Origin of the sequence: Pseudomonas koreensis, from assembly GCF_036668835.1 — a bacterium.
GTDB classification, from domain to species: Bacteria; Pseudomonadota; Gammaproteobacteria; order Pseudomonadales; family Pseudomonadaceae; genus Aquipseudomonas; species Aquipseudomonas koreensis_I.
Window position 1 is genome coordinate 399,033 of record NZ_JAZEVW010000005.1, and the last position, 15,135, is coordinate 414,167.

At 60.2% G+C, this 15,135-nt stretch carries 12 protein-coding genes and 1 pseudogene; 6 read left to right on the plus strand and 7 right to left on the minus strand.

Translation table 11 applies throughout. The features are described 5' to 3' along the window. Positions 1-113 precede the first annotated feature (113 nt). The gene (gene sbcB, locus V6F91_RS17280) at positions 114-1,544 is read left to right on the plus strand and encodes an exodeoxyribonuclease I (RefSeq protein WP_332766469.1); all 1,431 of its coding nucleotides are present in this window, start codon (positions 114-116) and stop codon (positions 1,542-1,544) included. Positions 1,545-1,640: 96 nt separating this feature from the next. Here sbcB and mvaT read toward each other — a convergent pair whose 3' ends face one another. Further along, entirely contained in the window at positions 1,641-2,018 is a 378-nt protein-coding gene (mvaT, locus tag V6F91_RS17285) for a histone-like nucleoid-structuring protein MvaT (RefSeq protein ID WP_085689457.1), read from the minus strand. 335 nt (positions 2,019-2,353) lie between these two features. Between mvaT and purU the strand changes: the two genes are divergently transcribed. Next, on the plus strand, positions 2,354-3,202 hold the full coding sequence (gene purU, locus V6F91_RS17290; protein WP_090285672.1) for a formyltetrahydrofolate deformylase: 849 nt from the start codon (positions 2,354-2,356) through the stop codon (positions 3,200-3,202). Positions 3,203-3,286: 84 nt separating this feature from the next. After that, positions 3,287-3,463 carry a hypothetical protein gene (locus tag V6F91_RS17295; protein ID WP_332766473.1) on the plus strand — a complete coding sequence of 59 codons (177 nt, stop codon included), beginning with the start codon at positions 3,287-3,289 and terminating at the stop codon, positions 3,461-3,463. Here the strand turns inward: V6F91_RS17295 and V6F91_RS17300 are convergent. The 5 genes and pseudogenes from V6F91_RS17300 to V6F91_RS27495 all read right to left on the minus strand — a co-directional run. Next, positions 3,447-4,445: a lysylphosphatidylglycerol synthase transmembrane domain-containing protein gene (locus tag V6F91_RS17300; protein WP_332766475.1), complete on the minus strand. Its 999-nt coding sequence runs from the start codon at positions 4,443-4,445 to the stop codon at positions 3,447-3,449. The genes V6F91_RS17295 and V6F91_RS17300 overlap by 17 nt on opposite strands. Beyond that, positions 4,442-5,218: a DUF2334 domain-containing protein gene (locus tag V6F91_RS17305; RefSeq protein ID WP_332766477.1), complete on the minus strand. Its 777-nt coding sequence runs from the start codon at positions 5,216-5,218 to the stop codon at positions 4,442-4,444. The genes V6F91_RS17300 and V6F91_RS17305 overlap by 4 nt, the downstream gene beginning before the upstream one ends. After that, positions 5,211-6,332: a glycosyltransferase family 1 protein gene (locus tag V6F91_RS17310; RefSeq protein WP_332766479.1), complete on the minus strand. Its 1,122-nt coding sequence runs from the start codon at positions 6,330-6,332 to the stop codon at positions 5,211-5,213. Before V6F91_RS17310 ends, V6F91_RS17305 begins: the two co-directional genes overlap by 8 nt. A 254-nt stretch (positions 6,333-6,586) precedes the next feature. Continuing rightward, positions 6,587-7,351, minus strand: a complete 765-nt coding sequence (locus V6F91_RS27490) for a methyl-accepting chemotaxis protein (RefSeq protein ID WP_423815337.1) — start codon at positions 7,349-7,351, stop codon at positions 6,587-6,589. Positions 7,352-7,444: 93 nt separating this feature from the next. Next, a pseudogene (locus V6F91_RS27495) lies at positions 7,445-8,476 on the minus strand (HAMP domain-containing protein); the annotation flags it as partial. A gap of 186 nt (positions 8,477-8,662) precedes the next feature. On the opposite strand from V6F91_RS27495, the gene V6F91_RS17320 reads away from it, so the two are divergent. After that, on the plus strand, positions 8,663-10,150 hold the full coding sequence (locus V6F91_RS17320) for a helicase HerA-like domain-containing protein (RefSeq protein ID WP_332766483.1): 1,488 nt from the start codon (positions 8,663-8,665) through the stop codon (positions 10,148-10,150). 139 nt (positions 10,151-10,289) lie between these two features. On the opposite strand, the gene V6F91_RS17325 is transcribed toward V6F91_RS17320, so the two are convergent. Continuing rightward, positions 10,290-10,745, minus strand: a complete 456-nt coding sequence (locus V6F91_RS17325; protein WP_208940025.1) for a DUF721 domain-containing protein — start codon at positions 10,743-10,745, stop codon at positions 10,290-10,292. A 307-nt stretch (positions 10,746-11,052) separates the two neighbouring features. Here V6F91_RS17325 and secA point away from each other — a divergent pair, with 307 nt between their 5' ends. Together secA and argJ are read left to right on the plus strand one after the other, a co-directional pair. Continuing rightward, positions 11,053-13,788: a preprotein translocase subunit SecA gene (gene secA / locus V6F91_RS17330; RefSeq protein ID WP_332766485.1), complete on the plus strand. Its 2,736-nt coding sequence runs from the start codon at positions 11,053-11,055 to the stop codon at positions 13,786-13,788. A gap of 122 nt (positions 13,789-13,910) precedes the next feature. Continuing rightward, on the plus strand, positions 13,911-15,128 hold the full coding sequence (gene argJ / locus V6F91_RS17335) for a bifunctional glutamate N-acetyltransferase/amino-acid acetyltransferase ArgJ (RefSeq protein WP_332766487.1): 1,218 nt from the start codon (positions 13,911-13,913) through the stop codon (positions 15,126-15,128). Positions 15,129-15,135 lie beyond the last annotated feature (7 nt).

The following is a 15,135-nucleotide window of genomic DNA, read 5'->3' on the forward strand; positions in this document are numbered from 1 at the left end:
AATGCATTTGCAGCTGTAGGAATCTGGAGAAATGACTGTTGGATGGCTTCAAGGCTGGCCGTGGCAACCCGGGAGCGCCTAGACTTCGCCGATCTTAAGTTCAGGAACCGCCCGTGACTTCCATTTTCTGGTACGACTACGAAACCACCGGCATCAATCCGCGCAACGATCGCCCGTTGCAGGTGGCCGGGATTCGCACGGACCACTCACTCAACGAAATCGACGAGCCGGTCAACCTTTATTGCCAGCCGAGCGAAGACATCCTGCCGCATCCGGCAGCGTGCGCGATCACCGGCATCACGCCGGGCCAGCTTGCGGAAAAAGGTTTGAGCGAAGCCGATTTCATGACCCGTGTACACGCGCAACTCGCGGCGCCGGGCACTTGTGGTGCGGGCTACAACACCCTGCGTTTCGACGACGAAATGACCCGCTACAGCCTCTACCGCAATTTCTTCGACCCGTACGCGCGTGAATGGCAGGGCGGCAACAGTCGCTGGGACCTGATCGATGTGGTGCGTGCCGCCTATGCATTACGCCCCGATGGCCTGGTCTGGCCCACCGACGATGAAGGCCGGGTGACCCTCAAGCTCGAACGCCTGACTGCCGCCAACCAGATCGATCACGGCCATGCTCACGAAGCCTTGTCGGACGTGCGCGCGACTATTGCGTTGGCCAGGCTCATCCGTGAAAAACAACCGAAGCTCTACGACTGGCTGTTCCAGTTACGCAGTAAACAGAAAGTCATGGATCAGATTCGCCTGCTGCAGCCGATGGTGCATGTGTCCGGGCGATTCTCGGCGGCACGCAGTTATGTCGGCGTGGTACTGCCGCTGGCCTGGCACCCGAAAAACCGCAACGCCCTGATCGTCTGCGACTTGCACCTCGACCCGCAGGGACTGCTGGATCAGGATGCGCAAACCCTGCGCCAGCGTTTGTACACCCGTCGTGATGAGCTGTCGGAAGGCGAGTTGCCGGTGCCGCTCAAGCTCATTCATGTCAACCGTTGCCCGGTGGTGGCCCCGCTTGCAGTGTTGCGTGCAGAAGATCAGCAGCGTCTGGGCCTGGACATGGCTTTGTATCAACAGCGCGCACTGCGGCTAACTGACGCACAACTAGTCTGGAAAGATAAAGTTACCGAGATTTATGTCGCTGAAGATTTCACTCCCAGCGAAGATCCGGAACAACAGTTGTACGACGGATTTATCGGAGATCGCGATCGGCGCCTGTGCGAGCAAGTGCGAAATGCCGACCCGGCTCAACTGGCACAAGAGCAATGGCCGTTCGATGATGAACGTTTACCCGAATTGCTCTTTCGATATCGCGCGCGCAACTTTACCGAGACCCTGACCGGCGAAGAGCAACAACGCTGGCGAATATTTTGCCAGCAGCGTTTGACCCTGCCTGAATACGGCGCGCCGAATACCTTGCAATCTTTTACCGAGGCCGCCGAGCAATGGGCAGTTAACGCCAAACCGTTGCAGAGAGAGGTACTCAATGACTGGCAAAATTATGTCCAGGCATTGCGCAAACGTTTGGATCTTTGAATTCGAACATGCCTGGGCTTAAATGCCAGGCATAAAAAAACGCCAGCGTTCGCTGGCGTTTGTTTTTCACAGATTGCTCTGCGAAAGGCTTGCCGCTTAGCCCAGCAGGGTAGCCCAGCCTTCAACCACGTCACCGCCCCACTTGGCTTTCCACTCTTTCAGAGTCTTGTGGTTGCCACCTTTGGTTTCGATGACTTCGCCATTGTGCGGGTTTTTGTATTGTTTAACTTTGCGTGCACGCTTGGTGCCGGTAGTTTTCACTGCGCCGCCACGTGGTGCCTTGGTTTTTGCTTCCGGATCCAGCAGCGCGATGATGTCGCGCAGGGATTTGGAGTATTCACCCATCAGGGTGCGCAGTTTGCCTTCGAATTCCAGCTCGGCTTGCAGTTTGTCGTCTTGCGACAGGTTCTTCAAACGAGCTTGCAGCTCTTTGATGGCTTCTTCGGTGGCGCGATATTCGTTGATCAGGGACATGGTTACTACCTTGGTGAAATGTTGAATGGCAGGGGGACAGTGTCGCAATAATAGTCAGGGTGTTTCATCAAGTAAACATTTAACCCGGGTTTTTATTTGAATTAGTTACGAGAGACTGCCGACTTTTGAATATTCCGTTAAATAATGTGATCGGTTCGTCACAGATATTCACAGTTGCCTGGTCGAATGCCGCCTCCAGCGTCTGAGCAGTCGACGTTGAGTGCCAACTAATGGCGTAGCGCCCGCCGTGGCGAGGCCTGCTGCCGATCAATACTGCAGTTTTCCCGCGCAGTCGCTAGAATGGCGGCCTTTGCGAAGTTCTGGAGTTCCCCCTCATGCGCACTTTTCGTCTGGTGATCTCTTGCCCGGACCGCGTTGGCATCGTTGCCAAAGTCAGTAATTTTCTGGCCTCTCATAACGGCTGGATCACCGAAGCGAGCCACCACTCCGACAATCAAGTGGGCTGGTTCTTCATGCGTCACGAAATTCGTGCCGACTCGCTGCCGTTCGGTATTGAAGAATTGCGCGAGAAGTTTGCGCCCATCGCCGAAGAGTTCTCGATGGACTGGCGCATCACCGACACCGAGCAGAAAAAACGCGTGGTGTTGATGGCCAGCCGTGAATCCCACTGCCTGGCGGACTTGCTGCATCGCTGGCACAGCGACGAACTGGACTGCGAAATCTCTTGTGTGATTTCCAACCACGACGACCTGCGCAGCATGGTCGAGTGGCATGGCATTCCTTATTACCATGTCCCGGTCAATCCGCAGGACAAGCAGCCGGCGTTCGCCGAGGTGTCGCGGTTGGTCAAGCAGCACGACGCCGAAGTGGTGGTGCTGGCGCGCTACATGCAGATCCTGCCGCCTGAGTTGTGCCGCGAATACGCGCACAAGGTCATCAACATTCACCACAGCTTCCTGCCGTCCTTCGTCGGCGCCAAGCCGTATCACCAGGCCTCTTTGCGTGGCGTGAAACTGATCGGTGCGACCTGCCACTACGTTACCGAAGAGCTGGACGCCGGGCCGATCATCGAGCAGGACGTGGTGCGGGTCAGCCACAGCGACAGCATCGAAGACATGGTGCGTTTCGGCCGTGACGTCGAGAAAATGGTGCTGGCCCGCGGCCTGCGCTACCACCTCGAAGACCGCGTGCTGGTGCACGGCAACAAGACTGTGGTGTTCTGATCAAACCAGCAGGCTTGAAAAAAACAGGGTCTGGGCGTTGAATCGCTCAGGCCCTTTTTTATTCAAGCCACTCGGAGCAAGCCGATGAGCGATCCACGCGACAAAGCCACCTCCAAGGCCCCGACGACCTTGGGTGAAGGCTGTTTGAGCCGCTATGACCCTGAGGACATGAGCCCTGACGACGGTACGGAATTTCCCGGAGCCGCCGAGTTGTGGGAACAGCTTCAGGATCAGCAGGACGACGCTAAGAAGCCTGCCTGACATTCATCAGCTTCTTCAGCAGCGGCCGGCCGAGCATCAATACGAACACCGGGCCACCGACCAGCAGATAGAAGTAATACGTTACCACCCGCCAGATCAGGATCGCTGCCGCTGCGGTGGATTTGCCCACCATCGGTGCCAGCAGCGCCGCTGAGGTCAATTCCGCGGCGCCGGCGCCACCCGGCAGCAGGCTGAACTGCCCGGCGCCCAGCGAAAGCATCTGTATCAGAAAGCTCCACGCCCACTGCAAGTCCGCGCCCAGGCCGCGTAGCGCCAGATACAACACGCTGTAACGCAGCAGCCAGTGCACGCAAGTCAGCGCGAAAACTTTGCCCAGCGTCTGCCAAGGCAACTTCAAGGTGTCGGTGAACGCGGCGAGAAAATGCAATAACTTGCGCGCCCAGCGCCGACGCGTGCTCGCCCTGACGTTCATGCCCGCCAGCAATCGCCCGCTCAGACGTATCAGTGCGCGGTGGTAGCGCGCGATCAGCACACAACTGAACAAACCGCCAAACAGCGACACTGCACTGAGCATCAACAGCCACTCGAGGCGATCGCTTAGATGCTGGAACAACGCATAAATCAGGATGCCGCTCAGGGCACAGAGAAAAAACAGCAGATCGCTGAGCTGATCCATGGCAAACACCGCACTGCTGCGCGCCGGACGCACACCGAAGCGCGCCAGCAAAGCCATGATGGTCAATGGCCCACCGCTGCCGCCAGGGGTGGCGCAGTAGGCAAACTCAGCGGCCATGACCACGCCGAGGCTTTTAACGGGTGGCACCCGTTCACGCTGGTCGCCGAGCAACAAGCGCAAACGCAGGGTGTTGATGCCCCAGCAGAGCAGAATCATGCCAAACATCACCAGCAGCCAGCGCAGCGGGAAGCTTTGCAGGCGCGCCCAGGTTTCGCCACCGCCGAGCACGACTGGAATCAGCACTGCGACGAGCAGGCCAATCAGCAACAACAGGCTGCGTTTCATGCGGCGCGTTCCAGTTGGGCGCGCTGTTGAGCGAGCCAGTCGATCTTGGTCATCGGTTCGCGTCCATCGGCCAGTAGGCGTTCGAGGGTTTGCAGCCAATAGTTGCGCGAAAAAGGGTGGCGCATATCCGCCGGGTGCAAGCCCAGGCGAATCACCGGCGCCTGACGCCAGCGTTGTTCGCGCTGATCGCTGAGCACTTTAGACAAGCCGCGGCGCCAGGCACTGCGCGCGCTCCATACCAGTCCCGGTGCGTCGATGGCGGTGAAGTCCGGTAGTCGATAGATGTGCTGTGGATCGCTGGTGTACTGCAGCGGCAATTCGCGCAATGCCTGGCGCGTACCATCGCTCATCAGCCAGGCGGGGGCGACGAAACCGTGCACCGGCCAGTCGTGGCGTTGGAACACTTCAAGACCGGAATGCAGGCGGGAGAGGGCGGTTTCGCGGGACAAGCGATAGAATTCGCCTTCGTGGGTGTAGACCCGGCGCATGAACCAGTCACGCGGTGTTCTCGGGCCTGGCTCCTGGTCGTCGTGATAGTAACCGTGCAGGGCCAGTTCATCGCCCCGGGCCAGTCGCCCGTCAAGCAAGCGGCGGAACGCCGGGTGCGCATCAAGGACGTTGCGCCGATGAAAATCCGGCACGACCAGCCACGTCATCGGCACTGCGCCCATGGCCTCGACCGCTTCGACAAACGGCTGATAATCGGCCCACGTTTCCGGCGCCACGTCATGCAAGACCAGTAGTACGGCGCGGCGATTGTTCGATTCAGCCATTGGCCACCTTGGGGATCGCGTGGCCGAGTACGGCGTGATAGTGACTGAGCAGACTGTCGACCACATTGTCCCAGGCGTAATGCTGCTCGACGTGCTGGCGCGCTTGTCGTCCAAGATTTGCGCAGCCGCGACTGAACAGTTCGCGCACGGCATTGGCCATTGCCTGCGGGTTATTTGGCGTACAGAGCAGGCCGCAGGATTCATCGACGATTTCTTCGAAGGCTCCCGCTGCCACGGCAACCACCGGAATGCCGCAGGCCATGGCTTCGAGAATCACCAGGCCGAAGGTTTCCTGATCCCCGGCATGCACCAAGGCGTCGGCGCTGGCCATCAATTGCGCGACGCGCGCCGGAGGGCAGAACTCGTCGATGACGCTGACGTTGTCCGGGACGATGGCCGGCATCGACGAGCCCACCAGCAGCAGGTGATAACGCGGGCCGAGGCGTTGCATGCACTTGAGCAGCACCGGCAGGTTTTTCTCTTTCGAACCGCGCCCGGCGAAAATCAGCAGGCGCGTGTCCTCGGCGATGCCCAGTTCCGCACGCAGATTGCGCTCGCATGCGCCTGGATGAAAGGTTTGCAGATCGACGCCCAGCGGCTGCACGAAGACGTTGCGCACGCCCAGACCAGTGAGCTTGTCGGCCATCACCTGGCTCGGGGCCAAGACCCGGTCGAAGTTGCCGTAGAGTTTGGTCACGTAGGCCTCGACATTCGGCGTGACCCAGTGGCCCATCCGGTTGCCGACCAGCAGCGGCAGGTCCGAATGATAGAAGCCGATCACCGGCACATCCAGTTGCCGCCGCGCATCCAGCGCCGCCCAGGCGGTCAGGTAGGGATCGCCGACTTCGATCAGATCAGGCTGCAAATCCTGCAGCACGTTGCGCCATGGCGCCAGACGCAGCGGGAAGCGGTAACCCTTGCCAAAGGGCAGGGCAGGGGCCGGAACTGTGTAAACGCCGTCGTTTTCGCCATAGCGGGCACCGGGAATCAACAGGCTGTGACGAATGCCGAGCCTGCCCGTCAACCGACGGTGCTTGGCATCCAGATAAGTCCGCACGCCGCCGCTGGCCGGGGCGTAGAACATGGTGATGTCGGCGATATGCACGGTGATCATCCCTCCGCTGCTGGGTTCTCCCTTGTTGACCTTTATCGAGAATAGATGTTCGGTCGGGATTGCGCGGTGGGTTTGAGGAGCGCCCTCACCCTAACCCTCTCCCGGAGGGAGAGGGGACTGATCGGGGGGGATGTTTGATCCAAGTCGACCTGGTGGTACGAGTCGAACTCAGGTTTGAAAAGCTCGAAGATCTGCTCCCTTTCCCCTCGCCCCCTTGGGGGAGAGGGTTGGGGTGAGGGGGAGGCTCTTGATCTTCAGATTCTGAAGCTGCCGACCAGTTGTTTCAGCCGCGCAGCCTGCTGCTCCAGATCCGAACAGGCACGCAAGGTCGCCTGCAGGTTTTCCACGCCTTCCTGGTTCAGCGTATTGATCTCGGTGATGTCGACGTTGATCGATTCAACCACCGCGGTCTGCTCCTCGGTCGCGGTCGCCACCGACTGGTTCATGCCGTCGATTTCACCGATGCGCTGGGTCACGCTGTTCAAGCGCTCGCCGGCAAGGTTGGCGATCTCGACGCTGTCCTGGCTGTGGCGCTGGCTGTCGCTCATGGTGCTCACCGATTCGCGGGCGCCGACTTGCAGCTCCTCGATCATGGTCTGCACCTGCTGCGCCGATTCCTGGGTACGGTGGGCCAGATTGCGCACTTCATCGGCAACCACGGCGAAACCGCGCCCAGCCTCACCAGCGCGCGCCGCTTCGATCGCCGCGTTGAGCGCCAGCAGGTTGGTCTGCTGGGAAATGCTGGTGATCACTTCGAGAATCTGCCCAATGTTCACGGTTTTGCTGTTCAGCGACTCGATGTTGCTGCTCGATGCACTGAGCATGCTCGACAACCGGTTCATCGCTTGAATGCTGCGATCGACCACTTGCTGGCCATCTTCGGCGAGGCCGCGCGCATCGCTGGCCTGATTCGACGCTTGCGCGGCGTTGCGGGCGATTTCCTGAGCGGCGGCGCCGAGCTGGTTGATCGCTGCCGCCACGCTGTTGGTGCGCGAGGCTTGCTGATCGGAGTTGTACATCGACGAGTTCGAGGCAGCGACCACGCGCAGAGCAACTTCGTTGACTTGGCCGGTGGCCGACGAGACTTCGCGGATCGAACCGTGAATGCGCTCGACGAAGCGGTTGAACGCGGTGCCCAGCACGCCGAATTCGTCGTTGTTGACGATGGTCAGGCGCTTGGTCAGGTCGCCTTCACCGTCGGCGATGTCTTCCATGGCGCGGGTCATGACGTGCAGCGGCTGAATCAGGATGCGGATCAGCATGCCCAGCAGCGCCAGAATGATCGCCACGGCAATCACCGTCGCAATCACCGCCGAGGTGCGGAATTCGCTGAGCATCGCAAACGCCTGGTCCTTGTCCACCGACAGGCCGATGTACCAGTTCACCGACGGCAAACCCTTGATCGGCGCGAAGGTGACGATGCGGGTCTTGCCATCGACGCTGACTTCGCTGAAGTCGCTGCTGATGCGCGGCGTGTCCTGCGGATAGGCTTCTTTGAGTGATTTCATCACTAGCGCCTTGTCCGGGTGCACAAGAATCTTGCCGTCGGCGCTGACCAGAAATACATAACCCATGCCGTCGAAATCCCGCGCGGCGAGGGTGTCGACCAGCGATTGCAGGCTCAGATCACCGCCGACCACGCCGACGCTCTGGCCAGCCTTTTTCGAGGCGGTGGCGATCGAGATGATCAACTGCCCGGTGGCCGCATCGATGTACGGCTCGGTCAGGGTCGAGGTGCTGCTGCTTTCGGCGCCCTTATACCAGGGACGAACGCGCGGATCGAAACCGTCCGGCATTTTCGTGTCGGGGCGGATGGTGAAATGGCCGGTGGCATCGCCCAGGTAGGTGGCCATGAACGTCGAGGTCAGGGTTTTCTGCTCAAGCAGGCTGGCGACGTTGGCCGGTTCCGGATTGGCGGCGATGTTCTGGGCGGCGTTTTCGATCAGCAGAATGCGACCGGTCAGCCAGGTCTGGATATTGCCCGCAGTGACCTCGCCCATTTCTTCGAGGTAGCTGTTCAAGTCATCGCGGATCGCGTTGCGTTGCAACCAATCGTTATAAAGGGTGAACGAGGCGAAGGCGGCGATGACGACGAGGGCGGCGGCAAGCAGGATTTTATGGCTGAAGCGCAGATTTTTGTTCATGGCTTGGGGTTCCGCTAAGGTCTTAATGTCCCGGGCGTGCTTTTATAGGGGCACGTGAAACGGGCAAGGGTCAAAACAAGCTGATATTTCCGTCTCTCCTTAGGGAAATGTCCGGCTGACTCGGGTCGGGTCTCTCAACCTTTCTATCGGCCATGCAGCATCAAAGATTAACCATTGGGTGACAAAATGCCTGACTCCTTGCAACTCGTAATCGGCGCCGATCCGGCCGGCCAGCAGACTGCTCAGGCGATGCGCCTGGCTAACCGCCACGGCTTGATCGCTGGCGCCACCGGCACCGGTAAGACCGTCACCTTGCAGCGCCTGGCCGAAGCCTTCAGCGACGCCGGTGTCGCGGTGTTCGCCGCCGACATCAAGGGTGACCTGTGCGGCCTCGGTGCCGCCGGCAATCCACAGGGCAAGGTTGCCGAGCGCATCGCCGGCATGCCGTGGCTCAACCACACACCGCAGGCGTATCCGGTGACCTTGTGGGATATTCATGGCGAATCCGGGCATCCCCTCCGAACCACGTTGAGCGAAATGGGCCCGCTGCTGATCGGCAGTCTGCTGGAACTTACCGACAGTCAGCAGTCGGCGCTGTATGCGGCGTTCAAGGTCGCCGACCGCGAAGGTCTGTTGCTGCTTGATCTGAAAGACCTGAAAGCCCTGCTCAATCACCTCAAGGACAATCCGCAACTGCTCGGCGAAGATGCCGCGCTGATGACCACCGGTTCCAGTCAGGCGTTGCTACGGCGGTTGGCAACCCTTGAGCAGCAGGGTGCAGAAGCCTTGTTCGGCGAGCCGGCGTTGCAACTGGAAGACATTCTGCAACCGACCGCCGATGGCCGTGGGCGGATTCATCTGCTCGACGCCAGCCGCCTGGTGCACGAAGCGCCGAAGGTCTACGCGACGTTCCTGTTGTGGCTGCTGGCCGAACTGTTCGAGCAATTGCCGGAGCGTGGCGATGCTGACAAACCGCTGCTGGCGCTGTTCTTCGATGAGGCGCATTTGCTGTTTGGCGACACACCGAAGGCGTTGCAGGAACGTCTGGAACAAGTGGTGCGGTTGATTCGCTCCAAGGGTGTTGGCGTGTATTTCGTCACCCAGTCGCCCGCCGATCTGCCGGATGACGTGCTGGCCCAACTGGGCTTGCGTATCCAGCACGGCTTGCGTGCGTTCACCGCCAAAGAGCAGAAATCGCTGCGTGCGGTGGCCGACGGTTTCCGCCCGAATCCGGCGTTCGACAGCTTGTCGGTATTGACCGAGTTGGGGATTGGTGAGGCCTTGGTCGGCACCCTGACCGAAAAGGGCACGCCGGAGATGGTCCAGCGTGTACTGGTCGCGCCGCCGCAATCGCGGATCGGGCCGCTGAGCGCAACCGAACGCACCGTGCTGATCGCCGGTTCGCCGTTCAAGGGCCGTTATGACAAGCCGATTGATCGCGAGTCGGCGTATGAAATCCTCATGGGGCGTAAAGGCCTGGCGCCGGAAGCTGAAGTGCCAGCAGGAAAACCCGCGCCTGAAGAACCAAGCCTGGCCGACCGGGCCGGGGAGTTTCTCGGCACGGCGGCGGGGCAGGCACTGAAGTCAGCCATGCGCCAGGCGGCCAACAATCTTGGTAAACAGTTGGTGCGTGGTTTGATGGGCTCATTGCTCGGAGGCAGCAAACGCCGCTAAATCCGAACTATCGGGAATCCAAATGTGGGAGCGAGCCTGCTCGCGAAAGCGGTCTGTCATTCAACTTTGATGTTGTCTGACAGGACCGCTTTCGCGAGCAGGCTCGCTCCCACATGGGTATTGCGCATTCAAACAAAAGTCAGGATTTGGCCTTGGCATGCGCCGCCAGTCGTTCCAGCGCCGCACGCAAACCCGGATCACTGATCCCGTCGGCGGTTTCCTGAATCGTCGCGGCGGCATCCGTCGACAGATCCATGGTGTGCCCGGTCGCGCCACGCTGCACGGTCGGCGGCTGCACCTTGAACAGAATCCGCGTCAGGCTGGCGAACTCGTCGAACATCTGCAATTGCCGCTGCAAGCGTTTTTGCTGATAGCGCAGACGCGTGGCCCAGTGGCCGTCGGTGACAATCAGCAGCAGACTGCCCTCGCGCCATGACGCCACATGGCAGTGTTCGCGGGCGGCGGGTTGCAGCTGGCTTTCGAGCAGACGTTGCAAATGCCCCAACCGTTGGGCATGGCCGAGGATGGCTTTGAGCGGCTTCGCTTCGCGTAACAGAACGGCGGGTGCTCTGGCCGTGAGAGGGCGAAATGCCATGATCGAACACCTGAAGGAACAGAGGCGCCATGGTAGCAGAAAGCTGCGGAACCACTCGCCCATTGCTTTTGTCCCTGCTTTGCTCATTAAATCAATGACTAACTTCTTGCCTTGGTGGCTTGAAGTTGAGCAAAACGCCCTTATTTCAAGTGAGCCCCGTCAAAGCGCAGTGCCAGCATCGTGGAACATCGCCACTTTCCTCACCACCGTTTCCGGGTAGAATGCTCGTTCGCATGCGGCCATGAGGGCTGCACGGGCGACTCACGGGGCCGCCCTCCATCCCTTTAGTGTGGAAGATCCTGCCGATATGTTTGCGCCTTTGTTAAAGAAACTTTTTGGAAGCAAGAACGAGCGTGAAGTCAAACGCATGCTCAAGACGGTGCAGCTCGTCAATGCCTTCGAAGAGCAAATGGTGGCCCTTTCGGACGATCAATTGCGCGCCAAGACCGCTGAGTTCAAGGCCCGCATCGCCAAAGGGGAAACCCTCGACAAGCTGTTGCCGGAAGCCTTTGCCGTCGCCCGCGAGGCCGGCAAGCGCGTCATGGGCATGCGCCACTTCGACGTGCAACTCGTCGGCGGCATGACCCTGCACGAAGGCAAGATTGCCGAAATGCGCACCGGTGAGGGTAAAACCCTGGTGGCGACCCTGGGCGTTTACCTCAACGCACTGTCCGGCAAGGGCGTGCATGTGGTGACGGTGAACGACTACCTGGCCCGTCGTGACGCCAACTGGATGCGTCCGCTGTACGAATTCCTCGGCCTGACCGTCGGCGTCGTGACGCCGTTCCAGCCACCGGAAGAAAAGCGTCTGGCCTACGCCGCCGACATCACCTACGGTACCAACAACGAATTCGGTTTCGACTACCTGCGCGACAACATGGCGTTCAGCATGGAAGAAAAATTCCAGCGCGAACTCAACTTTGCCGTGATCGACGAAGTCGACTCCATCCTCATCGACGAAGCGCGTACTCCGCTGATCATTTCCGGTCAGGCCGAGGACAGTTCCAAGCTGTACATGGAGATCAACAAGCTGATCCCGCAGCTGGAGCTGCACGTCGAAGAAGTCGAAGGTCAGGTCACCAAGGCCGGCCATTACACCGTTGACGAGAAGACCCGCCAGGTCGAACTCAACGAAGCCGGTCACCAGTTCATCGAAGACATGCTCACCCGCGTCGGCCTGCTGGCCGAAGGCGAGAGCCTGTACTCGGCGCACAACCTCGGTCTGCTGACCCACGTTTACGCCGGTCTGCGTGCGCACAAGCTGTTCAACCGCAACGTTGAATACATCGTGCAGGACGGTCAGGTCGTGCTGGTCGACGAACACACCGGTCGTACCATGCCCGGTCGTCGTCTGTCCGAAGGCCTGCACCAGGCCATCGAAGCCAAGGAAGGTCTGAACATTCAGGCCGAGAGCCAGACCCTGGCCTCGACCACCTTCCAGAACTACTTCCGTCTGTACGACAAGCTGTCCGGCATGACCGGTACCGCCGACACCGAAGCGTTCGAATTCCACCAGATCTACAACCTGCCGGTCGTAGTCATTCCGCCGAACAAGCCGTTGGCGCGTAAAGACTACAACGACCTGGTGTTCCTGACCGCCGAAGAGAAATACGCGGCGATCATCAATGACATCAAGGAAGGCATGGCCCAGGGCCGTCCGATCCTCGTCGGTACGGCGACCATCGAAACTTCCGAGCACGTGTCCAGGCTGCTCGCCAGGGAAGGCATCGAACACAAGGTTCTGAACGCCAAGTTCCACGAAAAAGAAGCTGAAATCATCGCTCAGGCCGGTCGTCCGGGCGCCCTGACCATCGCCACCAACATGGCCGGTCGCGGTACCGACATCCTGTTGGGCGGTAACTGGGAAGTGGAAGTCGCGGCGCTGGAAAACCCGAGCCCCGAGCAGATCGCGCAAATCAAGGCCGACTGGCAGAAGCGTCATCAGCAAGTGCTGGAATCCGGCGGCTTGCAGGTGATCGCTTCCGAGCGTCATGAATCGCGTCGTATCGACAACCAGCTGCGTGGCCGTGCCGGCCGTCAGGGTGATGCCGGTTCGAGCCGCTTCTACCTGTCGCTGGAAGACAGCCTGATGCGTATCTTTGCCTCTGACCGGGTGAAGAACTTCATGAAAGCCCTGGGCATGCAGCCGGGCGAAGCGATTGAGCACCGCATGGTGACCAACGCGATCGAGAAGGCGCAGCGCAAGGTTGAAGGTCGCAACTTCGACATCCGCAAGCAATTGCTCGAGTTCGACGACGTCAACAACGAACAGCGCAAAGTGATCTATCACATGCGTAACACGTTGCTGGCCGCCGACAACATCGGTGAGACCATCGCTGACTTCCGTCAGGACGTGCTCAACGCTACCGTCAGTGCGCACATTCCGCCGCAATCGCTGCCTGAGCAGTGGGACGTCGCCGGTCTGGAAGCCTCGATTGCCAGCGATTTCGGTGTGACCCTGCCGATCCAGCAGTGGCTCGACGAAGACGATCACCTGTACGAAGAAACCCTGCGCGAGAAGCTGATGGCCGAGCTGATCGCCGCGTACAACGAAAAAGAAGATCAGGCCGGTGCTGAAGCACTGCGCTCGTTCGAGAAGCAGATCGTGCTGCGCGTACTGGACGATCTGTGGAAAGACCACCTGTCGACCATGGATCACCTGCGTCACGGTATCCACCTGCGTGGCTACGCACAGAAGAACCCTAAGCAGGAATACAAGCGCGAGTCGTTCACGCTGTTCTCCGAGCTGCTTGATTCGATCAAGCGCGACTCGATCCGTGTGCTGTCGCACGTTCAGGTTCGCCGCGAAGATCCGGAAGCCGAAGAGCAACGCCTGCGTCAGGAAGCCGAAGCGCTGGCCGCCCGCATGCAGTTCGAACACGCCGAAGCGCCGGGGCTGGATCAGCCGGAAGCACTGGGTGAAGAGGTCGATGTCGCCCTCGCCACCGCACCGGTGCGCAACGAGCAGAAGCTGGGCCGCAACGAACTGTGCTATTGCGGTTCGGGCAAGAAATACAAGCATTGCCACGGGCAGATTCAGTAAAACCCGTCGCACTCGCTGAACTACCCGCGCCGCGACCGGCTTCTGCCGTCGCGGCGTTTTGCCATTCACACCACCGTCGCGGCGAGTGACGGTGCTGACTTCATTGAGAAAGGAGCGCATTCATGGCTGTTGGTCTTGGTCCGTTGCCAACGTTGCACCCGGTTGCCGGTTTTGAACTCGGTATCGCCTCGGCCGGCATCAAGCGCCCCGGGCGCAAGGATGTTGTAGTGATGCGCTGTGCCGAAGGCTCGACCGTGGCGGGCGTATTCACCCTGAACGCGTTCTGCGCCGCGCCGGTGATCCTCGCAAAAAAACGCGTGCAGAATGCCGTGCGCTACCTGTTGACCAACACCGGTAACGCCAACGCCGGCACCGGCGAACCGGGACTGGCGGCTGCCGAGCGCACCACCGCGAAACTCGCCGAGCTGACCGGTGTCGATGCCAGCCAGATCCTGCCGTACTCCACCGGTGTGATCGGCGAGCCGTTGCCGGTCGAGAAGATCGAAGGCGCACTGCAAGCGGCGCTCGACGATCTGTCGGAAAACAACTGGGAAGCCGCTGCTACCGGGATCATGACCACCGACACCCTGCCGAAGGGCGCCAGCCGCCAGTTCGAGCATGACGGCGTGACCATCACCGTGACCGGCATCAGCAAAGGCGCGGGCATGATTCGCCCGAACATGGCGACCATGCTCGGCTACATCGCCACTGACGCCAAAGTCTCGCGCGATGTGCTGCACAACCTGATGCTCGACGGCGCCAACAAGTCGTTCAACCGCATCACCATCGACGGCGATACCTCGACCAACGACTGCTGCATGCTGATCGCCACCGGCAAGGCTGCACTGCCGGAGATCACCCGTGCTGAAGGCGAGTTGTTCGGCAAGTTGAAGCAAGCGGTGTTCGACGTGTGCATGGACGTGGCCCAGGCCATCGTGCGCGATGGCGAAGGCGCAACCAAGTTCGTTACCGTTGAAGTCAACGGTGGCGGCAATCACCAGGAATGCCTCGACGTGGGCTACACCGTGGCTCACTCGCCGCTGATCAAGACCGCGCTGTTCGCCTCCGACCCGAACTGGGGTCGAATCCTCGCCGCCGTTGGTCGTGCCGGTGTGCCAGACCTGGACGTGAGCAAGATCGACGTGTTCCTCGGCGAGGTGTGCATTGCCAGCCGCGGCGCCCGTGCGGCGACCTACACTGAGGCCCAGGGCTCGGCGGTGATGCAGCAGGAAGAGATCACCATCCGCATCGAGCTGGGTCGCGGCGATTGCAGCGAAACCATCTGGACCACCGACCTGTCGCACGAGTATGTGAAGATCAACGCTGAGTACCGCACCTGATTCAAGT